This is a genomic window from Modestobacter sp. KNN46-3, assembly GCF_011039295.1.
The window spans coordinates 1-24,477 of the sequence record NZ_JAAKGN010000036.1 but is presented as its reverse complement, the minus strand read 5'-3'; the positions used below and the strand labels follow the sequence as shown (position 1 = coordinate 24,477).

Below are 24,477 nucleotides of genomic sequence, written 5' to 3'. Positions count from 1 at the left end.
GCGGGGGGCAGGCGGCCGACGTACCGTTCCTCGGTGTCCTACGTCGTCTCCTTCGATGCCACCGTCCTGACCCTGCGCACCCAGGGCGCGGGCCCGGTCGTCGTGCTCGTCAACGGCCTGGGCATGACCACCGACTCCTGGGGCCGCGTGCCCGAGCTGCTCGCCGACCGCCACCGGGTGGTCCGGTACGACCTGCGGGGACACGGTCGCAGCGGCAACGCCCCCGCCGACGACTACAGCCTCGAGGCCCACGCCCAGGACCTGGCCGCCGTGCTCGCCGAGGTGGTGCCCGACGGCCAGCAGGCGGTCGTGGTCGGCAACAGCCTCGGCGGCGGCATCATCGTCGTGCACGCCCGCGACCTCGGGCTCGACCGCATCGGCGGCGTGGTGTTCGCCGGGTCGGGCGGCTCGGGGGTGACGTTCGCCGGCTTCCCGGCCGACGGGCTGCCGCCGATGGCGCGCCGGATCGTGCGTCGCAGCTGGTTGAAGGCGCTGCGCCTGGTGGCCGTCGTCGCGAACCGGGTGCGGCCCTTCGAGCCGCTGGCCGACCGGCTGGTGCGGAAGTTCGCCTTCGAGCCGGGTGCACCGGAGGCTGCCGTCGCCCAGGTGCGGGAGGACTTCATGGGCAGCCGGCGGGTGCCGCTGGCCCGGACGACGCTGGCCAGCGTCAGCACCAACGGCGTCCGGTACGCCTCGGCGCTGACCGTCCCCACCCTGGTGCTGCACGGGGAGCACGACCCGGAGGTGCCGCAGCAGGAGATCGACGAGCTGATGCCGGAGCTCGCCGACGGCGAGCTGGTCCAGCTGCCCGGCGCCGGGCACATGGTGGCCCTGACCCGCGCCGAGGAGACCGCCGAGCAGATCGCCCGCTGGGTCCGCCGGGTACGGGCCGGCTGACGGGACGACGACCGGCGCGCAGAGTACTGGTGCTCTCGATGTAGTAGCCCTACTATCACGGCCGTCAGCTCCTCCCTGTTCCAAGAGTGGTGTGCCATGGCCGCAGTCCCCGAGCTCCCCGACTCTGCCGAGCCTCCCCAGCTGGGTCCGCCGGGCGCCGGACCCGCCGTCCGGGTCCGGGGCCTGCGGATGGCCTACGGCACCCACGAGGTGCTGAGCGGGGTCGACTTCGACGTCCGCCAGGGCGAGGTGGTCTGCCTGCTGGGCCCCAACGGCGCGGGGAAGACGACCACGATCGAGGTGCTGGAGGGCTTCCGGCTGCCCTCGGCCGGCTCGGTGGAGGTGCTCGGCGTCGACCCGGCCCGCGGCGACGACGCCTGGCGCGCCCGGATCGGGGTGGTGCTGCAGTCCTGGCGCGACCACCCACGCTGGACGCCCCGCCGGCTGCTCGGCTACCTGGGCGGCTACTACGAGCCCTACTCGACACCCGAGCGCACGCGCCCCTGGGAGGTCGAGGACCTGCTGTCCACGGTCGGGCTGACCGAGGAGGCCGACCGGAAGATCGCCACCCTCTCCGGCGGTCGCCGCCGACGGCTGGACGTCGCCGTCGGGCTGATCGGCCGGCCGGAGCTGCTGTTCCTGGACGAGCCGACCGCCGGGTTCGACCCGCAGGCCCGCCGCGACTTCCACGACCTGGTGCACCGGCTCTCCGACCTCGAGGGCACCTCCATCCTGCTCACCACCCACGACCTGGGTGAGGCCGAACGGCTCGCCGACCGGATCCTCATCCTCACCGACGGGCGGATCGTCGCCGACGGCAGCGCGGCGGCGCTCACCCGGCAGGTGGCCGGCACCAGCGAGGTCCGGTGGGTCCGGGACGGCGAGCAGTTCGTGCACGCCACCGACGAGATCGTCCCCTTCGTCCGCCGGCTGCTCGAACAGCACGGCGACGAGCTCACCGACCTGGAGGTCCGGCGGGCCGACCTGGAGGACACGTACATCGCCATGGTCCAGCGCTTCGAGTCCCGACCGCAGCGGCACCTCGCGGAGGTGGCCCGGTGAGCGCCTCCCGCCAGGCCGTGCGCCAAGGCCTGCGACGCGGCTGGACGGAGTTCGTGCAGAGCCTGCGCAGCCCGCAGGACCAGGGCTTCTACCTCTTCATCGGCGTGGTCACCCTCGCCGTCCTGTGGTTCAACCGGGACAACGAGGTGGGCGAGACCGGCCTGCTCTACCCGACGTTCGCACTGCCCAGCATCCTGGGCGGGCTGCTCACCTTCGGCCTCGTGATCGGGCCGGGCTACTCGCTGGCGATGGAGCGGGAGGACGGCACGCTGCTGCGGCACAAGGCGCTGCCGCACGGGATGGAGGGCTACGTCACCGGGCAGCTGACGCTGCAGTCGCTGACCCTGCTGCCCAGCCTGCTGGTCGTCCTCGTCCCGAGCCTGCTGCTCTTCGACGGCGTGATGCCCGGCGGCGCGGGCAGCTGGCTCGCCGTCCTCGGCCTGATCGTGCTCGGCATGCTGGCCACGATGCCCTGGGGCATGGTGCTCGGCTCGGTGGTGCCCGGGGTCCAGAAGATGGGCACCTGGGGGATGCTGCCGGTCCTGCTGATCACCGCCATCTCCGGCATCGTCGTCCCGATCCAGGCGATGTGGGGCTGGGTGCAGGCCGTGGCCCAGGTCTTCCCGGTCTACTGGATCGGGCTCGGGCTGCGCTCGGCCTTCCTCCCCCCGGAGGCGGTCGTCGGCGAGCTGGGAGACTCCTGGCGGACCGGCCCGATGCTGCTGGTCCTCGGCGCCTGGGCGGTGGCCGGCCTGGTGGTCGCACCTCGGGTGCTGCGCCGGATGGCCCGGCGGCAGTCGGGGTCGACGGTCGAGGCGGCACGGGAGACGGCTCTGCAGTGGGTGCGGTGAGCGAGTGAACGAGGGCGTCTTCAACCGGATCGCCCTGCTCCGGGCCGAGCAGGGGGTCAGCCGGCGCGAGCTCGCCGACGCCCTCGGCGTGCACTACCAGACGATCGGCTACCTGGAGCGGGGCGAGTACAACCCCAGCCTGAACCTGGCGCTGCGCATCGCCGAGTTCTTCCAGCTGCCGGTCGAGACGGTCTTCTCCACCACGCCCTTCCCCCGGATCAGCGACACCACCGCCCCCCGGTCCGCCTCAGGCTGACCGGGGGGCGTCGTCGGTTCAGCTCCCGGGCGTCGTCGACGCCGGCGGCCGGGAGGCCGGCGCCGCGGGCTCCGCGCCGGCCGGCACCGGGTCGACGTCGGCCGTGTCGGCCGGCGGGCGGTCCTCGCCCAGCCGGACCAACACGATCCCCACCAGGACGACGACCCCGCCGACCAGCTGCACGACACCCGGCTGCTGCCCCAGCGCCAGCCAGGCCGCCACCACCGCGAACAGCACCTCGCCGAGACCGACGAACGAGGCGAGTCGCGAGCCCAGCCGCCGGACGGCCGCGATCCCGGTGGCGTAGGCGAGCGCCGCCGACACCAGCGCCACGCCGAGCACCGGGACCAGCCAGCTGGTCGACCGGCCGGCCAGCTCGACGTCCACGGCGGCGGTGCGCCACGGGAGGATGCCGACGACAGCTGCCGCCCCGAGCAGCAGCGCACCCACCGCGAGCCCGGCCCAGGCGCTGACCAGCGGCGGCAGTGCGTCGTCGGCGTGTGCGGAGAGGACGAAGTAGGAGGCGAGCCCGACCGCTGCGATCAGCCCCCACATGACGCCCACCGGGTCGATCCGGGCGCCACTGAGGACGTCGAGGACCAGCACCAGTCCGCCGACGGCCACCACGACCCCGGCGCCGGTGACCCGGCTGGGCCGCTGCCCGAGCCGCGCCCAGGTCCACAGCACGACCAGCAGCACCCCGGAGTACTCCAGCAGCAGCGCCACGCCCACCGACAGCCGGGAGACGGCGTAGAAGTAGGCCAGCTGGGGCAGCGCGACGGCGAGCGCACCGAAGGCCAGGACGGCGCCGGCGTTGGCCCGCAGCAGCGACCACCTGCCACGCAGCTGGACCAGGGCCGGGACGGCGAGCGCCAGCGACGCCACCCCGATCCGCACGGTCACGGCGGAGCCGGCGGTCCAGCCGGCGTCCAGCAGCGCGGTGGCGAACACCCCCGAGGTGCCGAACGCGGCCGCGGAGACCACGGCCAGCAGCAGTCCGATCAGCCCGGTCCGGCGGTCCAGCACGGCAGACACCTCCTCGTCAGGAGCCAACCGACGTACGCTCCTGTACAGCGGACGCTAGCAGAGGAGTACAGGAGTCACATGCTCTTTGCCCATGACACCGAGATGGGGCTCGCCAGCGCCGCCGCGCTGGTGAACACCACCGGCGACGGCGAGGAGCGGCTGCCCGACCCGGCGGCGCTGGCCGCGTTCCTGGACGACTGGCAGTTCACCGGCAGCCGCGCCGGCGACGCCGCCGAGCTGGCCGCGGTGCACGAGCTGCGGTCGGTGCTGGCCGGGGTCTGGGACGCCGACGAGGACGGCGTGGTGACCGTCGTCAACCGGCTGCTGCGCGAGGGGAACGCCCTGCCGCAGCTGGTCCGGCACGACGACTGGGGCTACCACGTGCACGCCACCGAGTCGGAGGCCCCGGTCGCCGACCGGTGGGGCGTGGAGGCCGCCATGGCACTGGCCGACGTGGTGCGCGCCGGTGCGCTCGACCGGTTGCGCCGGTGTGCCGCCTCCGGCTGCGACGACGTCCTGGTCGACCTGACCAAGAACGCCAGCCGGCGGTTCTGCGACAGCACGTGCGCCAACCGCGAGCACGTGGCCGCCTACCGGGCCCGCCGCGCGGCCGACCCGCCCATGTGATCGACAACACGCAGGGCTAGCGTCCGGTCACCGTCAACGACGACGTCCCCGGAGGTCCCCATGCACCGCCCCACCCGACTGCTGCTCGCGCCGATGGCGCTGGCCCTGGTCAGCACCGTGCTCGCCGGCCCGGCCGGTGCGCAACCGAAGCACCAGCCCGCCCCCCAGTACCCGCAGTCACCCGAGATCGAGTACGTCGTCGACGAGGCCTCGCTGCCGTTCGAGGCGCTGCCGGGCACCAGCACCACCCGCAGCTGGGGCGTGCTCAAGGGCGCCGGCTACCGGATCGAGGTGCCGGCGGACTGGAACGGCGACCTGGTGATGTGGGCGCACGGGTACCGCGGCACCGGCCCCACCCTGACCGTCGACTCCCCACCCGAGGGCCTCCGGCAGCACCTGGTCGACGAGGGCTACGCCTGGGCGGCCTCCAGCTACACCGAGAACGGGTACGACGTCGTCTCCGGGGTGAAGAGCACCCACCGGCTGCTGGGGTACTTCGAGAAGACCGTGGGCAAGGCCGACCTCACCTACCTGTCCGGGGTCTCGATGGGCGGGCACGTCACCGGGGTGAGCATCGAGCAGTACCCGAACGCCTACGACGGCGCGCTGCCGGCCTGCGGTGTCATGGGCGACCGGCGGCTGTTCGACACGTTCCTGGACTACAACGCCGCCGCGCAGGCGCTCACCGACACCCCGCCGGTCTACCCCGCGCCGGCCGACTACCTGACCACCACCGTGCCGGAGATGAAGGCCGAGCTGGGCACCCCCTACCCGTACGTGCTCACCGAGGCCGGCGAGGACCTACGCGCCCTGACCGAGCAGCGGACCGGCGGGGACCGGCCGCTGTTCGAGCTGGGCTTCAGCGCCTTCGCCGACTTCCTGTTCACCGTGTACCCGGTCTTCCCGGGCCTCGGGGAGGAGCGCGGCGCCGTCGGCGGCAACGCCGACACCGTCTACCAGCTGGACGGTGACCCGCAGCTGACGGCCGAGGAGCAGGCGCTCAACGAGGAGATCCTGCGGGTGCGGGCCGACCGCGGCAGCAACGGCCTCTCCGGGGTGCCCACCATCGACGGGCGCTTCGACGCGCCGGTGCTGTCGCTGCACGGCCTGGGCGACCTGTTCGTGCCGTTCAGCATGGAGCAGGAGTACGCCCGCGACGCCGCGGCCCGGGGGAACAGCGACCTGCTCGTGCAGCGGGCCATCCGCTCCGTCGCGCACTGCGACTTCAGCGCCCAGGAGTACCAGCAGGCGTTCACCGACCTGGTCGCCTGGGTCGAGGACGGCGTGCGGCCGGCCGGCGACGACGTGCTCGACGCCGAGGTGGTCGCCGACCCGCAGTACGGCTGCCGCTTCACGGTGCCGCTGCGGGCCTACGACGTCGGCGCCTGCTGATCGGTCGGCACGGGGGCGCCGCGGCGCCCCCGTGCCGGTCGCATCCGCTCGGCCAGGTCCTCCAGCAGCACCTGGCGCTCCCCGGGGTCCCGGCGCGGGCACGAGGTGCAGAGCACCTCGTGCGGCACCCGGTAGAGCAGGCAGCAGGAGGCACGCCGGGTGAACCGGGCCGTGCTGCCGTCGGGCCAGCCGACGTCGACGTAGCGCGGCACCGGCAGGGGTGCCCCGATCGCGGCGGCCAGCGGCCCGGCCAGCGCGGTCACCGCGGCGACGTCGCCGACCGCGCGGCCGAGGGCCAGCAGCCGGTTGGCCAGCGAGTCGGTCGCGATCGCCCACAGCGGCCGCTCCCGGGCCCCGCCGGCCTCGGCCACCGCGGCCACGACCGCGCCGATCGTCGTCCGCAGGTCCCCGGCCAGGTCCGGGTCACGGACCCCACGGGTGGTCGCCGCGACCGGGACCCCACCGGCGAGTGCGTGCACCGTGGTGTCGGCCAGCCGCGCCGACAGCCCCACCCCGGTCACCAGCCCGGCCAGCACGGGGGTGAGGAGCACGCTGGACAGCGAGTACCACCACACGGTGGCCAGCACCCGCCGGTCATCGGTCCGCTGCCGGACGGCGCGGGCGGCCAGCACCTCCGCCGTCCACGCCGGGTCGGCCAGCAGCGGCCCCGGGACGACGGTCGCCGACGGCGGGGCGAGCAGCCCGAGGGCGGCGGCCCCGGGCAGCCGGGAGACCACCAGCGCCTGGGCACCGTCGTCGCTCACCCGCCCAGTCTGCCCACCTCGTGCCGACCGCGTGCGGCACTGACCTGACGCCAGGGTGACCGGGGCCATAGGTTGTTCACTGAGGCAGCGCCGCGGAGTCCAGGCGGCGCCCCACCACGGAGGTGCGCATGAGCGAGACGACTGATCAGGCCCTGTCCGACCAGCTGCCCGAGGGCGGCTTCCCACCCCCGCCGGAGCTGGCCGCGTCCGCCAACGCCGGACCCGACGTCCACGAGCGCGCAGCCGCCGACCGGATCGGCTTCTGGGAGGACGCCGCCCGTCGACTGGACTGGGCGGAGCCCTGGGAGCAGGCGCTGGACTGGAGCAACCCGCCGTTCGCCAAGTGGTTCGTCGGCGGGAAGCTCAACGTCGCGGTCAACTGCGTCGACCGGCACGTCGACGCCGGCCACGGCGACCAGGTCGCCTACCACTGGGTCGGCGAGCCCGGCGACACCCGCACGCTGACCTACGCCCAGCTCAAGGACGAGGTCTGCCGCACGGCCAACGCGCTCACCGAGCTCGGGGTGACCGCCGGTGACCGCGTGGCGATCTACCTGCCGATGATCCCGGAGGCGGTGATCTCCATGCTGGCCTGCGCGCGCATCGGCGCCGTCCACATGGTGGTCTTCGGCGGCTTCTCCCCCGACGCCCTGGCCAGCCGGATCACCGACGCCGACGCCAAGGTCGTCATCACCGCCGACGGCGGGTACCGGCGGGGTGCGCCCAGCCCGCTCAAGCCGAACGTCGACGAGGCGCTGACCAAGACCGAGGGCGTGCGCAGCGTGCTCGTCGTCAAGCGCACCGAGACCGACGTCGAGTGGACCGAGGGCCGCGACGTCTGGTGGCACGAGCTGGTCGCCGGTCAGTCGGCCGAACACGAGGCGCAGGCCTTCGACGCCGAGCACCCGCTCTACATCATGTACACCTCGGGCACGACGGCGAAGCCCAAGGGGATCCTGCACACCTCGGGCGGCTACCTCACCCAGGTCTCCTACACCCACTGGGCGACCTTCGACCTCAAGCCCGACACCGACGTCTTCTGGACGGCGGCCGACGTCGGCTGGGTCACCGGCCACAGCTACATCGTCTACGGACCGCTGGCCAACCGGGCGACCTCCGTGATGTACGAGGGCACCCCGGAGACCCCGCACCGGGGCCGCTGGTGGGAGATCGTGCAGCAGTACGGGGTCACGATCCTGTACACCGCCCCGACCACGATCCGCACGTTCATGAAGTGGGGCGACGACGTCCCGGCCGGGTTCGACCTCTCCTCGCTGCGACTGCTCGGCTCGGTCGGCGAGCCGATCAACCCCGAGGCCTGGCTCTGGTACCACAAGAACATCGGCGGCAGCCGGTGCCCGATCGTGGACACCTGGTGGCAGACCGAGACCGGCGGCCACATGATCACCCCGCTGCCGGGCACGACCACCCTGAAGCCGGGCTCCGCCCAGCGCCCCTTCCCGGGCATCGCGGCCAGCGTGGTCGACGAGGAGGGCAAGCCGATCGAGCCCGGCGCCACCGGCTACCTCGTGCTCACCGAGCCCTGGCCGGCGATGCTGCGCACGATCTGGGGCGACGACGAGCGGTACAAGGACACCTACTGGAGCCGGTACGGCCAGGGGGTCTACTTCGCCGGCGACGGCGCCAAGCTCGACGACGACGGCGACATCTGGCTGCTCGGCCGGGTCGACGACGTCATGAACGTCTCCGGCCACCGGATCTCCACCACCGAGGTGGAGTCCGCCCTGGTCAGCCACCCGACGGTGGCCGAGGCCGCGGTCGTCGGCGCGACCGACCCGACCACCGGGCAGGGCATCGTGGCGTTCGTCATCCTGCGCGGGGACGCCGTCGACTCCGGCGAGGACCTGGTGAAGGTGCTGCGCCAGCACGTCCGCAAGGAGATCGGGCCGATCGCCAGCCCGCGCCAGATCATGGTGGTCGCCGAGCTGCCCAAGACCCGCTCGGGGAAGATCATGCGCCGCCTGCTGCGGGACATCGCGGAGAACCGTGAGCTGGGCGACGTCAGCACCCTGACGGACTCCTCGGTGATGGACCTGATCAGCTCCAAGCTCCCCGCCGCCCCCAGCGAGGACTGACGAAGGACCCCTGCGAGGGGTCGTCCGGGGATCGACCTGAGGGGGTCCCCGGGGGTGCGCAACGCACCCCCGGGGACCCCTTCGGGGCATCCGGGACGGCGGCCGGAACGCTCATGCGGCACGATCACCGGGACAGCACCGTGCCGCGTCGTCCGATCGGCACCGACCAGGGAGGAGCCATCCGTGGCCCACAGTGTCTCGACGACTCCGCCGGCGGGTCGTCCCGCCGGGGCCACTCCGCTGGCGGGTCGTCCCGCCGGGCCTGCCGAGCCCTCGGTCGGCGCTCTCGCCAAGAGCGCCATGGCCGACGTGTCCACCCTCGTGCGCAGCGAGATCGAGCTCGCCAAGGCCGAGATCGGCACCTCGGTCAAGCGGGGCGGGGCCGGCGCCGCCGCGTTCGCCGCAGCCGGCGTGATGCTCGCCTTCGCCGGTTTCTTCTTCTTCTTCTTCCTCGCCGAGTTGCTCGCCGTCTGGCTCCCCCGGTGGGCGGCCTTCCTCATCGTGTTCGCCCTGCTGGTCCTGGTGGCTGCGATCGTCGGCCTGGTGGGCTGGCGGCTGGTCAAGAAGATCAAGAAGCCCGAGCGCACCATCGAGACGCTGCAGGACCTGCCCGACGTGATGCGTCGCGAGGCCCCCGGCCGGCGGACCCACGACCTGCCGACCGTGCGGAACGGCCAGGTCGTCCGCCAGGACGCGCACGCCCCCCTGCGCTGAACCCGCGAGAGCGGGCCCGCCGGCTCACCGGGCGCGGCGACCGTGAGGTGCCCGCAGCCGAGGAACGCCGCCCGGCGGCGGCCGTGACGGTGCCCGAGGAGCAGCCCGACGCCACCAGCGTCCTGCTCCCGGGGCCGTGGGCGCACCGGGACGTCTCGGCCAACGGCGTCCGGCTGCACGCCGCCGAGGCCGGCAGCGGACCGCTGGTGCTGTTGCTGCACGGGTTCCCCCAGTTCTGGTGGTCCTGGCGGCACCAGCTGACCGGGCTGGCCGCCGCCGGGCTCCGGGTGGTCGCCCCCGACCTGCGGGGCTACGGGGCCAGCGACAAGCCTCCCCGCGGGTACGACCTGCCGACCGCCGCCGCCGACGCCGCGGCGGTGGTGCGCGCGCTCGGCGAGGAGGAGGCGGTGGTCGTCGGCGCCGACTGGGGCGGTCTGGTCGCCTGGACCATGGCCGCGCTGCACCCCCGGAGCGTGCGCAGTCTCGTCGTCGTCTCAGCCGCGCACCCCCGTCGGCTGCGCAGCTCGGTCTCCGACCCCCGGCAGCGGCGGGCCCTGGCCTACGCGCTGCCCTTCCAGCTCCCCCGGCTGCCCGAACGGCGCCTGACCAGGCCCGACGACGACCCGGTGGCCGAGTTGATGCGCCGATGGGCCGGCCCCTCCTGGGTGCACACCGTCGACTTCGCCGAGGCCGTGAGCCGGTACCGGTCGGCCAGCCGCATCCCCCAGGCGGCCTACGGGGCGATGGAGTACTACCGCTGGGCAGGTCGCTCGCAGCTGCGTCCGGACGGGTGGCGCTTCGCCCGACGGATGGCCGCACCCGTCACCGCACCCACCCTCCAACTGCACGGGGCCCTCGACCGTGCGGTGCTGCCCTCGACCGCGCGCGGGTCGGGCCGCTACGTGGCCGGCGCCTACGAGTGGCGGGAGCTCCCCGGCGTGGGGCACTTCCCCCACGAGGAGGCCCCCGACGAGGTCACCGCCGCCATCGCCGCCTGGGCCCGGTAGCCCACCGGGACGGCCCTCGCGCAGGGACTCGGCACGAGCGCAGCGAGTGCTGGGGGGCCCGAGGGTCCTTCTACTCGCAGGAGCCGGTGTCGACCTCGGCGACCGCCGCCCCACCGACCGTCACGGCCTCGGACACCTCCTCGGCGGTCAGCGCATAGCCGGTCTCGGGGTCGTCGATCGCCGAGGCGAAGACCACGCCGAGCACCGATCCGTCGGCCGCCAGCAGCGGGCCACCGGAGTTGCCCGCCCGGACCTGCCCGTAGAGGGCGTAGACGTCGCGCTGCACGGTGCGGGTGGCCCGGAAGTCCGGGCCGCTGATGTCCCCGCGGTCGCGCACCCGTGCCGGACCGACGTAGAAGGGCCCACCGCCGGGGTAGCCCATGACGATCGCGTCCGCGCCGGTGTCGACGGGCACGTCGGCGAAGTCCAGCGGCTCCTGCGGGAGCCCGGGGACGGCCAGCACGGCGACGTCGGTGGGCTCGTCGACGTACACCGTGACGGCGTCGTAGGACTCACCCTCGGCGATGACCTTCGGATCCGTGACCCCGGCCAGCACGTGGGCGTTGGTCATCACCCGGTCCTCGGCGAAGACGAAGCCGGAGCCGTCGATCTGCCGGGAGCAGGAGGCCGCGATCCCCCGGATCTGCACCACCGAGCCCCGCACCTGGTCGACCACGGGGCTGGCCAGCAGCGCCTGGTCCGGTGCCGGGACGTCGCGTGCCTGGGTGGGGGTCAGCGGGTCCAGGACGTCGGGCAGGCCCTGCCGGTCGATCGCCTCGCGCAGCGAGTCGTAGAGCGTGCGCACCTGGTCGGGCACGGTGCGGTCGACGACCTGGACGAGTGACGACTGGCGCACCTGGCCGGCCACGCCGGGGAACGGGGAGCTGGCCAGCGGGATGGCCACCATCCACGCGACGAGCAGGACGGCGAGGGCGGAGACCACCGCCCCGGCCACCGAGTCGACGACCTTGGCCGGCTCCCAGGTGACCCACCTGCGCACGGCCCGGCCGATCAGCCCGGCCAGCAGCTGGCCGAGCAGCGCGCCGGCCAGGACCACGACGAGGGCGACGAACACCCGGGTCACCGAGGAGTTGGCCAGGTCGTCGGCGATCGGACCGGAGAGCTGGGCGCCGACGACCGCACCGCCGAAGAACCCCACGAACGAGGTGGCGGAGATGATCAGGCCCTGCCGGAACCCGGACAGCGCGAAGACGAGCGCGAGCACGATGAGGGTCAGGTCGACCAGGGACATCGCTCAGCGCCCCCGGTCGATCGCGAGCCCGCCCGCTCCCGGCACCGTCATCCCGGGAGGCTCACCGTCATCGTGCCGACCTGGCCCAGGGCCAGGTGGAAGCTGCACTCGAAGGGGTACTCGCCGGGCTCGGTGACGGTGAACTCGATCGTCTTGCTCAGCCCGGGGCCGAGCACCGGGATCTGCTCGGTGATCTCGGCCGGGCCCGCCCCCTCGGAGAAGAGGAGATTGTGGGTCATCTGCTCCCCCGAGTTGAGCAGCGTCAGCCGCACCTGGCCGGGGGCCACGGTGAAGGTGTCCGGGGTGAACTCGTAGTCGTCACCGGTCTCCACGGTGATCTCCTGGACCCCGTCGGCGGCGGTGCGCACCGTCCCGGCGTCCGCACTGGCGACGCGGGTCACCTCCGGTTGCACCGGCTGGGAGCTGCTGCAGCCCACGAGCAGGGCCGCAGCGAGGGTGAGGGCCAGCAGCGGGCCGGGCAGCGGGCGGGCGGGCCGGTGGCGTCGTACGCCTCCGGCACCCGAGGGGGCCGTGGTCATCGCCCAGGAACGGTACGCGCGGAGCTGCTCTGCCCGGCGTCCTCGGCCACCGTCGGCGCGGCGCGGTCGGCGACGTCGGAGTCGACGGGTTCCGCCGGCACGTCGCCGGGCCGCACCGGCGGGACGGCGAGGGGACGCACGTCACCGTCGTCCCACGGCTGGTGCAGCCCCGCGGCCTCCAGGACGGCGTCCAGCAGGGCCGCCGTGAAGCCCCAGACGACCATGTCGGCCACCTCGAACGCCGGGCCGACGTAGCCGGCGGGGTGCCGGACGCGGAAGCGGTTCGCCGGGTCGGCCAGCTCGCTCAGCGGCACCCGGGCCACCCGCGCCACCTCCCGCGGGTCGCCGGTGGTGACGTCGCGGGGGTCGTCCCACCAGCCCAGCACCGGGACGACGAGGTTGTCCGACGGGCCGAGGAACAGCGCGGGCAGGGTCGCCAGCACGCGCACGCCGGCCGGGTCGACGCCGGCCTCCTCATGGGTCTCGCGCAGCGCCGTCCCCACCGGGTAGTCGTCGCCCGGGTCGGCGCCGCCCCCCGGGAAGGCCGGCTGACCGGCGTGGCTGCGCAGGTGCGCCGACTTCTCGATCAGCAGCACGTCGGGCCCGGCCGGGCCCTCACCGAAGAGGATGAGCACCGCCGAGCGTCGCGCGCTGTCGGAGGGCTGGCCGTGCCGGTGCCACAGCGGCAGCTGCCCGGCGTTGGCCACCAGCCGCTGCAGGTGCTCGGGGAGCTCCTCCAGCTCCGCGGCGGAGACGGTCACAGCTGCACCCCGAGGTGCTCGGCGACGAGCCCCTCGAACTCCTCCAGCGAGTGCACCGGACCGACCTGGACGTACGCGACCGACCCGTCGGCGGCCAGGAAGAGGGTGTACGGGAGGTTGTTGACCCCCATGCCGGCCATCACCTCACCGTCGGCGTCGAACGCACTGGGGAAGGTGACCCCGGCGTCCTCGGCGAAGGACGCCGCCGCGGGCACGCGGTCCACGGAGACCACGCCCAGCACCTGGACCTGCTCACCGGCGGCGTCGGCGAGCTGCTGCACCAGCGGCAGCTCCTCTCGGCACGGACCGCACCAGCTGGCCCACAGGTTGAGCACCGTGGGCACGCCGGGGGCGCGGCTGAGGTCGAGGGTGCCGCCGCCGAAGCAGTCGAAGACGGTGGCCGGCAGGTCGCTGTCGGCGGCCGGGACGTCGGCCTGCTCCGGGCACGGCTCGAGGTCGGTGTCCACCGAGCCCACGTCGCTGCCCGCCGGCGACGCGACGGTCTCCTCGGGCGCCACGTCGTCGGACGAGCAGCCGGTGAGCACGCCAACCAGCAGGCCGAGTGCGACGAGGGAGCGCAGCGCCCGGCTCACTCGGTGTCCGAGGCGGCCGGGGTCTTGACCAGCTTGGCCGCGGCCTCGGGGTCGAGCGGGCCGACGCCGTAGGACGGGCACCAGGCCGCCAGACCACAGGCGCCGCAGGCCGGCTTCTTGGCGTGACAGACCCGCCGGCCGTGGAAGATCACCCGGTGGGAGAACATCGTCCACTCCTTCTTCGGGATGACCTCCGCGATCTCGGCCTCGACCTTGACCGGGTCCTCCTCCGCGGTCCAGCCGAACCGGCGGACCAGGCGGCCGAAGTGGGTGTCGACGGTGAGGCCCGGCACGCCGAAGGCGTTGCCGAGGACCACGTTGGCGGTCTTCCGGCCGACCCCGGGCAGGGTCACCAGGTCGGCCAGCCGGCCGGGCACCTCGCCGTCGAAGCGCTCGACCAGCGCCTGACCCAGACCGATCACCGAGTTGGCCTTGGCCCGGAAGAAGCCGGTGGGCTTCAGCACCTCCTCGAGCTCGGCCCGGTCGGCCCCCGCGTAGGCCGCGGCATCGGGGTACCGGGCGAACAGCACCGGGGTGACCTTGTTGACCGTCTTGTCGGTGGTCTGCGCGGACAGGACGGTGGCGACCAGCAGCTCCAGCGGCGTGGTGAAGTCCAGCTCGCAGTGCGCGTCGGGGTGGATGACCGCCAGCTCCCGGGCCATCCGCCGGGCCCGGCGGGTGCGGGCCAGCGGGCTCTCCTCGGGGTCGAACGGGGACACGCCCAGCCGGGCGGCGCGTGCGGGGCGGCGAGCGCGCGCCGGCCGGGTGTAGGCCGGCGGGGCGTCAGGTGAGGTGGCAGGCCGGGACACGCGTGTGAGGGTAGGCGTCCCCGCTGACAGTCACCGCCCGTCATACTCGGTGGCGGTGCACACCCGCCCGGTGACCGGGCGCGTGCCCCGACCGCTCGACGACCTGGTCCCCACCCGGCCTCCCCGCCGGGGGTCGTCCTCCCGAGGAGGTGCTCGTGGTCGCCCTCATCGTCATCCTGTTCCCTCCGCTGCTGATCGCGTTCCTGCTGGTCATGGAGCGGGTGGAGGAGCCGTTGCGCCGCCCGACCTCGCAGCGGGAGGTCGAGGACTTCCTCGGCTCCGCCACCCCGGGCGAGGTGGGCACGCTGGCCAGCTCGGGCATCCGCCGGGCGATGAGCCGCTGGCGGGCCCGCCGCCGCGGCCGGGCCCGCAGCGCCCCCCGTCCGGTGCTGACCGAGTCGGCCCACGGGCCGGCCGACGAGGACTGACCTCCAGGCACAGGACCTGCACGTCAGGAAGCCGTCGCGACCCCGCTACCACTCAGAGTGGGCAGGTTCGTGACGGAGTGCACTGGTGAGGCGGGCCACAGGCCCTAGACTCTCCGAGTAACGCGGGTCGCCATCGCACCCGTGAGGACGTTGCGAGAGGTGCACGTGGACGAGGTCCTTGCCCAGTCCGGTCTCTTCCAGGGGCTGTCGGAGGATGCTGCCGAGCCGGTGGCCAGCGCACTGGAGACGGTGGTGCTGCCCCGCGGCCGGGTCGTCTTCAACGAGGGCGAGTCGGGCGACAGCCTCTACGTCGTCCTGTCCGGCAAGGTGAAGATCTCCCGCCGCGCGCCTGACGGCCGGGAGAACGTCCTCGCCGTGATGGGGCCGTCCGACCAGTTCGGCGAGCTCTCGGTGTTCGACCCGGGGCCGCGTACCGCGACCGCCACCGCCGTCACCGACGTGCGTCTGGCCAAGATGCCGAACACCATGCTCCGGCCGTGGATCACCGCGCACCCGGAGATCGGCGAGCAGTTGCTGCGGGTGCTGGCCCGGCGGTTGCGGCGCACCAACGACTCGGTCGCCGACCTCATCTTCACCGACGTCCCCGGCCGGGTGGCCAAGGCGCTGCTGCAGATGGCCGACCGCTTCGGCAGCCGGGAGACCGACGGCCTCCGCGTCAAGCACGACCTGACCCAGGAGGAGCTGGCCCAGCTGGTGGGCGCCTCCCGCGAGACGGTGAACAAGGCGCTGGCCGACTTCGTGCACCGCGGCTGGATCCAGCTGCAGGGCAAGTCGGTGGTGGTCCTCGACGAGGAACGCCTCCGCCGCCGCGCCCGCTGACACCACAGCACTGACGAGGGCCCCGTCCGGTTCACCGGACGGGGCCCTCGCGCGTCAAGGCCAGGGCGAGACCACCGGTACGGACCCGAGCGAAGCGAGGGGTGGACCGGGGACGGGGCCCGCAGGGTCCCTCACCGGGACACGGGCCAACGGCCCAACACGGCCGGACCAAGCACCTGGCCGCGGTACGACACCCGAGCGGAGCGAGGGGTGGACCGGGGACGGGGCCCGCAGGGTCCCTCCCCGGGACACGGCCAACGGCTCGACGCAGCTGGCCCCGGCACCTGGCCGCGGTGCGGCCCGTCAGGGTCGCGATGTGCACAGCGTCACGAAGGCAAAGCCGCGACCATCCTGATCCGGGTGCCGTCGGGCAGCACCGCGTAGTTGCCGTCCGGCCCCTGTTCGAAGGTGGGACTGATCGGCTCGAGCGGCGCCGGTGGCGAGCCGGCCAGGGTCGCCGCGGCGTCGGCGAAGGGCACCAGCTGGCCGAGCGTGTGGATCGTGGGCGGCAGCATCGGCCGGGTGCCCGCGGCGTGTTCGGCGAGCGCGGCGGCCGGCGTCGTCCACACCGCCTCGTCCGCTTCGCCGGAGACGTCCCGCGCCTCCTGCCCGACGGGCAGCAGCGCGGCGAAGAACTTGGTGTCGTAGCGCCGCCGTTCCGGGGGCGGGGTGATCCAGTGCGCGAAGGGCTGCAGCAGGTCGGCCCGCAGGGCGAGCCCGCGACCGGCCAGCAGCTCGGCGAGGGAGAGCTCGTGGGCCATCAGCGCCTGCCGCTGCGCCTCCCAGTCGTCGCCGGACACGTCGGGCACGACGGCCCCGGAGCCGTCCGCCGGACCGGCCAGCAGGACGCCGGCCTCCTCGAACGTCTCCCGGACGGCGGCGCACACCAGCTCACGGGCGAGTCGCTCGTCGCAGCCGAAGGCACTCGCCCAGTGGGCCGGGGGCGGCCCCACCCAGGCCAGCTCGGTGTCGCCGTCCCGGTCGTCGACCCCGCCGCCGGGGTAGGCGGTCATCCCACCGGCGAACGGCATGCCCCGCGTGCGCCGGAGCAGGTAGACCTCCAGGCCGTCGGTGCCGTCCCGCAGCAACAACACCGTCGCCGCCTGCCGGATCGGCACGGGAGCACGATCCGGCGAACTCACGACGAGCTCCGATGGACGCCGACGAAGGAGGCGGTGGCGTCGGCACGGGGGCCGGGGGCTCCCTGCCGACGCCACGGGGAACGGCTCAGCGCAGCCGTCACCGGCTCCTGGCCGCGTTGCGACCCGGAGGGTCGCGGTGTCATCGCAGCTCGACGGTGAGCTCGACCTCGACGGGGGCGTTCATCGGGAGCTCGGCGACGCCGACGGCGCTGCGGGCGTGCTGCCCGGCCTCGCCGAAGACGCGGCCGAGGAACTCGCTGGCGCCGTTGACGACCCGCGGCTGGGCGGAGAAGCCCTCGGCGCTGGCCACGTAGCCGACGACCCGCACGATCCGGGCCACGGAGTCCAGACCGACCAGGTCGTCGATCGCGGCCAGCGCGTTGAGCGCGCAGACCTTCGCGTCGGCTGCGGCGTCCTCGATGTCGACGGCACCGCCGACCTTGCCGGTGCGGCGCAGCCCGCCGTCGACGAACGGCAGCTGACCGGAGGTGAAGACCAGCTGGCCGGTGCGGACGGCCGGCACGTAGGCGGCGACCGGGGCGGCCACCGGGGGCAGCCGGACACCGAGCTCGGCGAGCCGGGCGTGCCAGGAGACGGGGGTGGTCATCGTGGCCTCAGCTGGTCGGGCGCTTGAGGTAGGCCACCAGCTGGTCGCCGCCGCCCGGGCCGGGGACGACGGCCACCAGCTCCCAGCCGTCGACGCCCCAGGAGTCCAGGATCGCCTTGGTGTTGTGGGTGAGCAGCGGGATGGTCGCGTACTCCCAGGTCCGACGGGCCGAATCACTCATGCCGCGACGCTAGCGCAGCCGGGACGCGCCGGAGTCGGTCACCGCTCGTAGGCTGGTGCGGGTGAGCTCAGAGCCGGTGCACCGGGAACCGTCGCGCGCAGGAACGGTGCCCGTGCGGTGCCACGTCGTCACCGGGAAGGGCGGCACCGGGAAGACGACGGTCGCCGCTGCCCTGGCCCTGTCGCTGGCCGCCGACGGCGGCCACGTGCTGCTCGTGGAGACCGAGGGGCGGCAGGGCATCGCCCAGCTCTTCGACACCCCACCCCTCCCCTACGAGGAGCGGCGCGTCGCGGTGGCCCGCGGGGGCGGTGAGGTGAAGGCGCTGGCGATCGACGTGGAGGCGGCCTTCCTCGAGTACCTCGACATGTTCTACAACCTGAAGCGGGCCGGCCGGGCGCTGCGCAAGATGGGCGCGATCGACTTCGCCACCGCGATCGCGCCCGGGCTCCGCGACGTGCTGCTCACCGGGAAGATCAAGGAGGCGGTGACCCGGCGGGAGAACGGCCGGCTGGTCTACGACGCCGTCGTCGTCGACGCGCCACCGACCGGCCGGATCACCCGGTTCCTCAACGTGACCAACGAGGTGGCCGGGCTGGCCCGGTCCGGCCCGATCAGGGCACAGAGCGACGGGGTGATGGCGGTGTTCCGCTCGCCGCAGACGGCGGTGCACGTGGTGACCCTGCTGGAGGACATGCCGGTGCAGGAGACCGCTGACGCGATCACCGAGCTGACCGCGGCCGGGCTGCCGGTCGGGTCGGTGATCGTCAACATGGCGACCGAACCGCTCCTCCCGGCCGCCAGCCTGGCCCGCACCGCCGAGGGCCGGCTCACCGGCGCCGACCTGGTACCCGCGCTGACCGCGGCGCAGTTGACCGGGATCGACGGGCTGGCTGACGGGCTGGTCGCCGAGGCGGTCGAGCACGCCCGCCGCTGGATCTCCCAGGACGCACTGCGCGGGGACGTCGAGGCGCTGGGCCGCCCGCTGGTGGAGCTGCCGCTGTCGTCGTCCCCGATCGACCTGGGTTGCCTGTTCGAGCTGGCCGACCGGCTCGACGGGCACCTGCGCGACGAGGTCGCGGCGTGACCGCCGCCCAGCCGCCGCGGCGGCCCGCCCCGGCACCGCCGCTGGCCCTGGCCGCGCTGGTCAGCGACCGGAGCACGCGGATCATCGTGTGCTGCGGTTCTGGCGGCGTGGGCAAGACGACCACCTCCGCGGCGCTCGCGCTGGCCGCGGCCGAGGCCGGACGGGAGGTCGTCGTGCTGACCATCGACCCGGCCCGCCGGCTGGCCCAGTCGCTGGGCCTGGTCGAGCTGGACAACGAGCCGCGGCTGGTCGAGACGCCCGGTGCCCCGGGTGAGCTGCACGCGATGATGCTGGACATGAAGCGGACGTTCGACGACGTCGTCGCCGCGCACTCGACGCCCGAGCGGGCGCAGGTGATCTTCGAGAACCCCTTCTACCAGGCGCTCTCCTCCTCCTTCGCCGGCACGCAGGAGTACATGGCGATGGAGAAGCTCGGGCAGCTGCGGGCCAGCGACCGCTGGGACCTGGTGATCGTCGACACCCCGCCGTCCCGGTCGGCGCTGGACTTCCTGGACGCCCCGAACCGGATGAGCCGCTTCCTCGACGGCACGATGATCCGGCTGCTCACCGCCCCCGCGCGGGCCGGCGGCCGGGCCGGGGTCCGGTTCGTCGGGGCCGGCTTCCTGCTGTTCAGCCGGATCATCAGCAAGATCCTGGGCGGCCAGCTGCTCAACGACATCTCGGCGTTCGTCTCCGCGCTGGACACCATGTTCGGCGGCTTCCGGGAGCGCGCCGACGCGACGTACGAGATGCTCCGCCAGCCGGGGACGTCGTTCGTCGTCGTCGCCGCCCCGGAGCCGGATGCACTGCGCGAGGCCTCGTACTTCGTCGACCGGCTCTCCACCGAGGGCATGCCGCTGGCCGGGCTGGTGCTCAACCGCACCCACCCGCCGGCCACCACGGCCCTGTCCGCCACCCGCGCCGAGGGTGCCGCCGAAGCCGTGGCCGAGGCAGGGGGCCCGGGCTCGAAGCTGGCCGCGGGAGCGCTGCGGGTGCACGCCGAGCGGATGACCGTCGCGACCCGCGAGCAGCGGCTGGCCGACCGGTTCACCAGCGCCCACCCGGAGGTGCCGGTGCGGACGGTGCCGGCCGCGGCCGGGGACGTGCACGACCTGGACGGGCTGCGGGTGATGGGTGAGGCGCTGCTCGCCGCGGAGGACGGCACCGGGACGGGCACGCCGCGCAGTCGGGTGCTGCCGCTGCGCTCCCAGGCCGGCTGACCCCACCCCTCCGTGGGGCTCGAGGGGCAGGAGGGGCAGGCCGGTCACCCGTTCGTGCCCACGTCATCCCGGGACCTGGTCGCGGTCGTGACGCTCCGTTAGCGTCCGCCCGACCGTTCCGTCGGAGGGATGACACACCAGGCATGAGCACCGCACCCGAGCTCGACCGCACCACCGCGACGACGTCGCCGGAGCCGGCCGGCCTCTTCGTCACCGGCACCGGCATCGCCGTCCCCGCCGCCGCCGACCTCCCCGTCGAGATCCCGGTCGACACCGTCGGGCTCTCCCCCGACGACAAGGCCCGCACCAAGGTCATCACCAGCGCGATCCGCCGTCGGTCGCAGGAGCTGCGGCGCGACCACCCGGTGCTGCGGCACCAGGACGCCCTCGGGCTGACCGCCTTCTCCGTCGCCGTCCTCGGCTTCGTCGGCAGCGGCGCGATGTACCTGACCGGCGTGCTGCCCTGGTACGTGACCCTGCTGCTGTCGGCGGCCTTCGCCGCGATCGGGCACGAGGTGGAGCACGACCTGATCCACGCCCTCTACTTCCGCCGCCGCAAGGCCGTGCGGTACGCGCTGCTCTTCGGCGTCTGGGCGATCCGGCCGTACACGATCAACCCGGTCTACCGGATCCGGCTGCACCTGCGGCACCACGCGTACTCGGGGCTGCCCGACGACATCGAGGAGGTGTCGATCACCAACGGCAAGCCGTGGGGCGCCGTCCGGCTCTACAGCCTGCTCGACCCGTACGTGCCCGCCCTGATCCGGATCGTCACCACCCGGCCGAAGGACGCCGAGGACGCGCTCTGGCGGCGCACCATCCTCAAGGCGAGCATCGGGCTGACCCCGGTGGCGATCACCATCTGGTACGCGTTCCTGGGCCTGCACGTGGCGAGCTGGCTGGGCGCCGCCGTGCCGACGTCCTGGCTCCAGGTGCTCACCGTGCTGACCGTCGTCTGGGTCGGCCCGAACGTGTGGCGGGGCTTCTGCCTGCACTTCATCAGCAGCAACATGCACTATCAGGGGGACGTCGAGCAGGGCAACGTGCTGCAGCAGACCCAGGTGTTCAACCGCTGGTACCTGGTGCCCTTCCAGGTCTTCTGCCTGAACTTCGGCAGCACCCACCCGATCCACCACTTCTACGTGGCCGACCCGTTCTACGTGCGGCAGCTGATGGAGCGGGACATCCACCCGGTGCTGGCCGCCAACGGGGTGCGCTTCAACGACATGGGCACGTTCAAGCGGGCGAACCGCTACCAGATGTCCTGACCGCCGTGCGGGGCGGCCTGCCGACGTCCTCGGCGGCCGCTCCGCGCGTTGCGTCAGAGGCACCCCACACAGACCCCCCGGGCAGGTACCTTGGCCTGCGATGTCCGACTCTGCGCGTTCCCCGCTCGGTGCCCTGGTCAAGCTGGCCGTCACGATCGTCGTGGCCGGCGCCCTGGTCGCTGCCATGTTGCTGCCCTTGGTCGGGGGGACCGGGCTCGTCGCCCGGAACTCCGCCAGCCTGCTCGACGCCCTCCCGGTCGAGCTCACCGACGAGACGCCGAACGGCAACGCCACCATGGTGGCCGCCGACGGGACGCCGATCACGCAGTTCTACGACAACAACCGCACGCCGGTGACGCACGACCAGATCTCCGACGTGATGAAGCAGGCGATCGTCGACATCGAGGACTCGCGCTTCTACCAGCACAACGGGCTGGACGTCGAGGGCACGACGCGGGCGCTGGCGAAGAACCTCGCCGCCGGGGAGGTGCTCGAGGGCGGGTCGACGCTGACCCAGCAGCTGGTCAAGCAGACCCTGCTGCAGACCGCGGACAACGCGGAGGAGCGGGCCGCTGCCGAGGAGGAGTCGGTCGGCCGCAAGCTCAAGGAGGCCCGCCTCGCCCTCGCGCTGGAGGAGGAGTACTCCAAGGACGAGATCCTCACCCGCTACCTGAACATCGCCTACTTCGGCCAGGGCGCCTACGGCATCCAGTCGGCCGCGCAGAAGTACTTCAGCGTGAACGCCGCCGACCTGACGCTGCCACAGGCATCGGTGCTCGCCGGGCTGGTGCAGAGCCCCAAGTTCGACCCGATCGCCTACCCGGCCGAGGCGACGACCCGGCGTGATCAGGTGCTGAACCGGATGCACCAGCTCGAGCACATCACCGACCAGGAGCTCGCCGACGTCTCCGCCGCGCCGATCCCGCTGGCCCCCGGCGGCAACGCGCCGAACGGCTGCATCGACGCCGCGATCGGCGGCTTCTTCTGCGACTACGTCATGAGCTACCTGACCGGCACGCTGGGGGTGAGCCCGGACGACATCAAGAACAACGGCTGGACGATCCAGACCACCCTCCGCCCGGACATGCAGCTCGCCGGTGACGCGGCCGTGCTGGCCACCCAGGGCATGGGCGACCCGATCGTCGGGGTCTACGACGCGATCGAGCCCGGCACCGGGCACGTGCTGGCGATGAGCGTGAACCGGCGGTTCGGCTGCGGTGACCCGGCAGCGGGCTGCGAGTCGGTCAACTTCGCCACCATCCCCACCAAGGGCTCCGGCTCGACGTTCAAGACCTTCGTCGCCGCGGCCGCGCTGGAGCAGGGGCTGCCGGCCAGCCACACGATCACCACCAGCGAGCCCTACACCAGCCGGGTCTACCGGGGCTTCAACACCGACACCGCGGAGTACGAGCCCTACTCGGTCGGCAACGTGGGCAACAACTACCCGAACACGCTGACCATGACCCAGGCGCTCTACATGTCCTCCAACACCTACTTCCTGGCGCTGGAGGACGCGTTGGGCCGCATCGAGCCGGCGGTCCGGATGGCCGAGCGGCTGGGCATGACCTTCGACTACTCAGTGACCCAGACCCCGGCCCAGCAGATCATCGACGAGAACCGGCCCTCGTTCGCCTACGGCACCGACGGGGTCAGCCCGCTCGACCTGGCCAACGCCTACGCGACGATCGCGGCCAGCGGCGTGAAGTGCACTCCGAAGCCGGTGCTGCAGATCGTCGACCGAAACGGCGAGCCGGTCACCGATGACGACGGCCAGCCGCTCGTCCCCGGCGACCAGTGCGAGCAGGTGGTCGAGCCCGGCCTCGCGAACACCCTGAGCCAGATGCTGCGCAAGGACGTCGAGCCGGGGAACCGGATGCAGACCGGCGCGCGCGCCTACGTCCCCGGCCACCAGATCGCCGGCAAGACCGGCACGGTGAACAACAACGACTCGGTGACCTTCGTCGGGTCCACCCCGGAGTACACCGCCAGCGTCATGGTGTTCCGCCCGACCGGGACCGACAGCGTCGGTGGCTACGGCGGTGGCCGGCCGGCCACCATCTGGCACGACGCGATGCTGCCGATCCTCTCCGGGCAGCCCGCCGCGGAGTTCCCGGCGGCCGACCCGAGGTTCGCCGGGCGCGGGGTCGACGCGCCGCCCACGAGCGCCCGGCCGTCGTCCTCGTCCTCGAACGACGACGACCGCGGATCGCAGCGCTGGAACCGGACGTCGAGCCGGGACAGCAGCACGGCCACCGAGCCGGCACCGTCGACCGCCGCAGCGCCGTCCACCGAAGCGGCTGCCCCGGCCGACCCCGCCGCTCCGCAGCCCGACCTGAACGGGGACGGTCAGCCCGGCTGACCGAACGGCAGAGGGGCCGGGCCTACGGGCCCGGCCCCTCTACCGTTCTGAGGACGCTGAGCGCGCCCCCGCTCAGCCGAGCTGGCGGCGCACCTCTGCGGCCACCCGGCCGCCGTCGGCCCGACCTGCCACCCGGCCTTGCACGGCGCCCATGACCTTGCCCATGTCCTTCATCCCGGCGGCACCGGTCGTGGTGATCACGTCCGCGACGAGCGCGGTCAGATCGGCGTCCTCGAGCTGGGCGGGCAGGTAGGTCGCCAGCACGCCCTCCTCGGCCTTCTCCCGCTCGGCCTGGTCGGCGCGGCCGGCACCGGCGAAGGCGTCGGCCGCCTCACGGCGCTTCTTCGCCTCCCGGCGCAGCACCGCCTGCACCTCCTCGTCGCTCAGCTCCCGGGCCTCCTTGCCGGAGACCTCCTCGGCGGTCACGGCGGAGAGCACCATGCGCAGCGTCGCGGTGCGCAGCTCGTCGCGGCCCTTCATGGCGGTGGTCAGGTCGGCACGCAGTCGGTCCTTCAGCTCAGGCACGGTGCAGAGCCTGCCACCTCCGCCCGGACCGGGACGACGCAGTTCCCCTCCCCCTAGATGAGCTATTCCAAGGGTCAGTGGTCGTAGGCGATTAGTGATCTTGGTGTTAGTGCGCCGATGTGGTCGTTGTGCCAGATGACGACGGTGAGTGCCAGGACTCGCTGGAGGACACGGACC

The 24,477-nt window shown here is 73.4% G+C and carries 26 protein-coding genes; 15 read left to right on the top strand and 11 right to left on the bottom strand.

The window, feature by feature from the left end; genetic code table 11:
• Positions 1–33 precede the first annotated feature (33 nt).
• The 4 genes from G5C62_RS10450 (at position 34) to G5C62_RS10435 (ending at position 3,066) form a co-directional block, all read left to right on the top strand.
• On the top strand, positions 34–897 hold the full coding sequence (locus G5C62_RS10450; RefSeq protein WP_164700922.1) for an alpha/beta fold hydrolase: 864 nt from the start codon (positions 34–36) through the stop codon (positions 895–897).
• 96 nt (positions 898–993) lie between these two features.
• Positions 994–1,959 (top strand): ABC transporter ATP-binding protein, encoded by a 966-nt coding sequence (locus tag G5C62_RS10445; protein WP_164700921.1) that lies wholly within the window; start codon positions 994–996, stop codon positions 1,957–1,959.
• On the top strand, positions 1,956–2,810 hold the full coding sequence (locus G5C62_RS10440) for an ABC transporter permease (protein ID WP_036335177.1): 855 nt from the start codon (positions 1,956–1,958) through the stop codon (positions 2,808–2,810). The genes G5C62_RS10445 and G5C62_RS10440 overlap by 4 nt, the downstream gene beginning before the upstream one ends.
• A gap of 4 nt (positions 2,811–2,814) precedes the next feature.
• Positions 2,815–3,066 carry a helix-turn-helix transcriptional regulator gene (locus tag G5C62_RS10435; RefSeq protein ID WP_036335176.1) on the top strand — a complete coding sequence of 84 codons (252 nt, stop codon included), beginning with the start codon at positions 2,815–2,817 and terminating at the stop codon, positions 3,064–3,066.
• A gap of 18 nt (positions 3,067–3,084) precedes the next feature.
• On the opposite strand, the gene G5C62_RS10430 is transcribed toward G5C62_RS10435, so the two are convergent.
• On the bottom strand, positions 3,085–4,092 hold the full coding sequence (locus tag G5C62_RS10430; RefSeq protein WP_036335173.1) for a DMT family transporter: 1,008 nt from the start codon (positions 4,090–4,092) through the stop codon (positions 3,085–3,087).
• Between the two features lie 78 nt (positions 4,093–4,170).
• Here G5C62_RS10430 and G5C62_RS10425 point away from each other — a divergent pair, with 78 nt between their 5' ends.
• Both G5C62_RS10425 and G5C62_RS10420 read left to right on the top strand, forming a co-directional pair.
• Positions 4,171–4,719, top strand: a complete 549-nt coding sequence (locus tag G5C62_RS10425) for a CGNR zinc finger domain-containing protein (protein ID WP_164700920.1) — start codon at positions 4,171–4,173, stop codon at positions 4,717–4,719.
• Between the two features lie 60 nt (positions 4,720–4,779).
• Positions 4,780–6,111 carry a hypothetical protein gene (locus G5C62_RS10420; RefSeq protein WP_164700919.1) on the top strand — a complete coding sequence of 444 codons (1,332 nt, stop codon included), beginning with the start codon at positions 4,780–4,782 and terminating at the stop codon, positions 6,109–6,111.
• Here G5C62_RS10420 and G5C62_RS10415 read toward each other — a convergent pair.
• Positions 6,090–6,875, bottom strand: coding sequence for a (2Fe-2S)-binding protein (locus tag G5C62_RS10415; protein ID WP_164700918.1), 786 nt, complete (start codon positions 6,873–6,875; stop codon positions 6,090–6,092). The genes G5C62_RS10420 and G5C62_RS10415 overlap by 22 nt on opposite strands.
• A gap of 128 nt (positions 6,876–7,003) precedes the next feature.
• Here G5C62_RS10415 and acs point away from each other — a divergent pair, with 128 nt between their 5' ends.
• From acs to G5C62_RS10400, 3 genes are all read left to right on the top strand, one after another.
• Positions 7,004–8,971: an acetate--CoA ligase gene (acs, locus tag G5C62_RS10410; protein WP_164700917.1), complete on the top strand. Its 1,968-nt coding sequence runs from the start codon at positions 7,004–7,006 to the stop codon at positions 8,969–8,971.
• 183 nt (positions 8,972–9,154) lie between these two features.
• Positions 9,155–9,685, top strand: a complete 531-nt coding sequence (locus tag G5C62_RS10405; protein WP_036335166.1) for a phage holin family protein — start codon at positions 9,155–9,157, stop codon at positions 9,683–9,685.
• Between the two features lie 47 nt (positions 9,686–9,732).
• On the top strand, positions 9,733–10,692 hold the full coding sequence (locus G5C62_RS10400) for an alpha/beta fold hydrolase (protein WP_241175817.1): 960 nt from the start codon (positions 9,733–9,735) through the stop codon (positions 10,690–10,692).
• A gap of 70 nt (positions 10,693–10,762) precedes the next feature.
• Here G5C62_RS10400 and G5C62_RS10395 read toward each other — a convergent pair whose 3' ends face one another.
• From G5C62_RS10395 to nth, 5 genes are read right to left on the bottom strand one after another with little or no spacing between them, the layout of a single operon-like run.
• Complete coding sequence (locus tag G5C62_RS10395) at positions 10,763–11,944, bottom strand: MarP family serine protease (protein ID WP_036335164.1); 1,182 nt, start codon at positions 11,942–11,944, stop codon at positions 10,763–10,765.
• Positions 11,945–11,991: 47 nt separating this feature from the next.
• Positions 11,992–12,483 (bottom strand): cupredoxin domain-containing protein, encoded by a 492-nt coding sequence (locus G5C62_RS10390; RefSeq protein WP_081975280.1) that lies wholly within the window; start codon positions 12,481–12,483, stop codon positions 11,992–11,994.
• On the bottom strand, positions 12,480–13,244 hold the full coding sequence (locus tag G5C62_RS10385) for a CoA pyrophosphatase (protein WP_036335163.1): 765 nt from the start codon (positions 13,242–13,244) through the stop codon (positions 12,480–12,482). Before G5C62_RS10385 ends, G5C62_RS10390 begins: the two co-directional genes overlap by 4 nt.
• Complete coding sequence (locus tag G5C62_RS10380) at positions 13,241–13,837, bottom strand: TlpA disulfide reductase family protein (protein WP_164700916.1); 597 nt, start codon at positions 13,835–13,837, stop codon at positions 13,241–13,243. The genes G5C62_RS10385 and G5C62_RS10380 overlap by 4 nt, the downstream gene beginning before the upstream one ends.
• On the bottom strand, positions 13,834–14,646 hold the full coding sequence (gene nth, locus G5C62_RS10375; protein ID WP_164700915.1) for an endonuclease III: 813 nt from the start codon (positions 14,644–14,646) through the stop codon (positions 13,834–13,836). The genes G5C62_RS10380 and nth overlap by 4 nt, the downstream gene beginning before the upstream one ends.
• A 155-nt stretch (positions 14,647–14,801) precedes the next feature.
• On the opposite strand from nth, the gene G5C62_RS10370 reads away from it, so the two are divergent.
• Positions 14,802–15,074, top strand: a complete 273-nt coding sequence (locus tag G5C62_RS10370; protein ID WP_036335206.1) for a hypothetical protein — start codon at positions 14,802–14,804, stop codon at positions 15,072–15,074.
• A gap of 165 nt (positions 15,075–15,239) precedes the next feature.
• Positions 15,240–15,914, top strand: coding sequence for a Crp/Fnr family transcriptional regulator (locus G5C62_RS10365; RefSeq protein WP_036335203.1), 675 nt, complete (start codon positions 15,240–15,242; stop codon positions 15,912–15,914).
• A gap of 326 nt (positions 15,915–16,240) precedes the next feature.
• Here G5C62_RS10365 and G5C62_RS10360 read toward each other — a convergent pair whose 3' ends face one another.
• From G5C62_RS10360 to G5C62_RS10350, 3 genes are all read right to left on the bottom strand, one after another.
• Positions 16,241–17,032, bottom strand: a complete 792-nt coding sequence (locus G5C62_RS10360) for an NUDIX hydrolase (RefSeq protein WP_241175816.1) — start codon at positions 17,030–17,032, stop codon at positions 16,241–16,243.
• Positions 17,033–17,195: 163 nt separating this feature from the next.
• Positions 17,196–17,663, bottom strand: a complete 468-nt coding sequence (locus G5C62_RS10355) for a RidA family protein (protein WP_036335160.1) — start codon at positions 17,661–17,663, stop codon at positions 17,196–17,198.
• Positions 17,664–17,670: 7 nt separating this feature from the next.
• A complete protein-coding gene (locus G5C62_RS10350) occupies positions 17,671–17,844 on the bottom strand; it encodes a hypothetical protein (RefSeq protein ID WP_164700913.1) in 174 nt (57 codons plus the stop codon).
• Between the two features lie 61 nt (positions 17,845–17,905).
• Between G5C62_RS10350 and G5C62_RS10345 the strand changes: the two genes are divergently transcribed.
• The 4 genes from G5C62_RS10345 to G5C62_RS10330 all read left to right on the top strand — a co-directional run bounded on the left by G5C62_RS10345 (position 17,906) and on the right by G5C62_RS10330 (position 23,775).
• On the top strand, positions 17,906–18,928 hold the full coding sequence (locus G5C62_RS10345) for an ArsA-related P-loop ATPase (RefSeq protein ID WP_241175815.1): 1,023 nt from the start codon (positions 17,906–17,908) through the stop codon (positions 18,926–18,928).
• A complete protein-coding gene (locus tag G5C62_RS10340) occupies positions 18,925–20,148 on the top strand; it encodes an ArsA family ATPase (RefSeq protein WP_164700912.1) in 1,224 nt (407 codons plus the stop codon). Before G5C62_RS10345 ends, G5C62_RS10340 begins: the two co-directional genes overlap by 4 nt.
• 143 nt (positions 20,149–20,291) lie before the next feature.
• Positions 20,292–21,416 (top strand): fatty acid desaturase, encoded by a 1,125-nt coding sequence (locus G5C62_RS10335; protein WP_164700911.1) that lies wholly within the window; start codon positions 20,292–20,294, stop codon positions 21,414–21,416.
• Positions 21,417–21,516: 100 nt separating this feature from the next.
• Entirely contained in the window at positions 21,517–23,775 is a 2,259-nt protein-coding gene (locus tag G5C62_RS10330; RefSeq protein WP_164700910.1) for a transglycosylase domain-containing protein, read from the top strand.
• A gap of 72 nt (positions 23,776–23,847) precedes the next feature.
• On the opposite strand, the gene G5C62_RS10325 is transcribed toward G5C62_RS10330, so the two are convergent.
• Positions 23,848–24,300, bottom strand: a complete 453-nt coding sequence (locus G5C62_RS10325) for a GatB/YqeY domain-containing protein (protein WP_036335156.1) — start codon at positions 24,298–24,300, stop codon at positions 23,848–23,850.
• Positions 24,301–24,477 lie beyond the last annotated feature (177 nt).

Excerpts from the sequence above, each read along its gene's own strand:
- G5C62_RS10425 (WP_164700920.1), top strand. The coding sequence starts at position 4,171 with ATGCTCTTTGCCCATGACACCGAGATGGGGCTCGCCAGCGCCGCCGCG.
- G5C62_RS10420 (WP_164700919.1), top strand. The coding sequence starts at position 4,780 with ATGCACCGCCCCACCCGACTGCTGCTCGCGCCGATGGCGCTGGCCCTG.
- G5C62_RS10355 (WP_036335160.1), bottom strand. The coding sequence starts at position 17,663 with ATGACCACCCCCGTCTCCTGGCACGCCCGGCTCGCCGAGCTCGGTGTC.
- acs (WP_164700917.1), top strand. The coding sequence starts at position 7,004 with ATGAGCGAGACGACTGATCAGGCCCTGTCCGACCAGCTGCCCGAGGGC.
- G5C62_RS10395 (WP_036335164.1), bottom strand. The coding sequence starts at position 11,944 with ATGTCCCTGGTCGACCTGACCCTCATCGTGCTCGCGCTCGTCTTCGCG.
- G5C62_RS10350 (WP_164700913.1), bottom strand. The coding sequence starts at position 17,844 with ATGAGTGATTCGGCCCGTCGGACCTGGGAGTACGCGACCATCCCGCTG.
- G5C62_RS10335 (WP_164700911.1), top strand. The coding sequence starts at position 20,292 with ATGAGCACCGCACCCGAGCTCGACCGCACCACCGCGACGACGTCGCCG.
- G5C62_RS10390 (WP_081975280.1), bottom strand. The coding sequence starts at position 12,483 with ATGACCACGGCCCCCTCGGGTGCCGGAGGCGTACGACGCCACCGGCCC.
- G5C62_RS10330 (WP_164700910.1), top strand. The coding sequence starts at position 21,517 with ATGTCCGACTCTGCGCGTTCCCCGCTCGGTGCCCTGGTCAAGCTGGCC.
- G5C62_RS10445 (WP_164700921.1), top strand. The coding sequence starts at position 994 with ATGGCCGCAGTCCCCGAGCTCCCCGACTCTGCCGAGCCTCCCCAGCTG.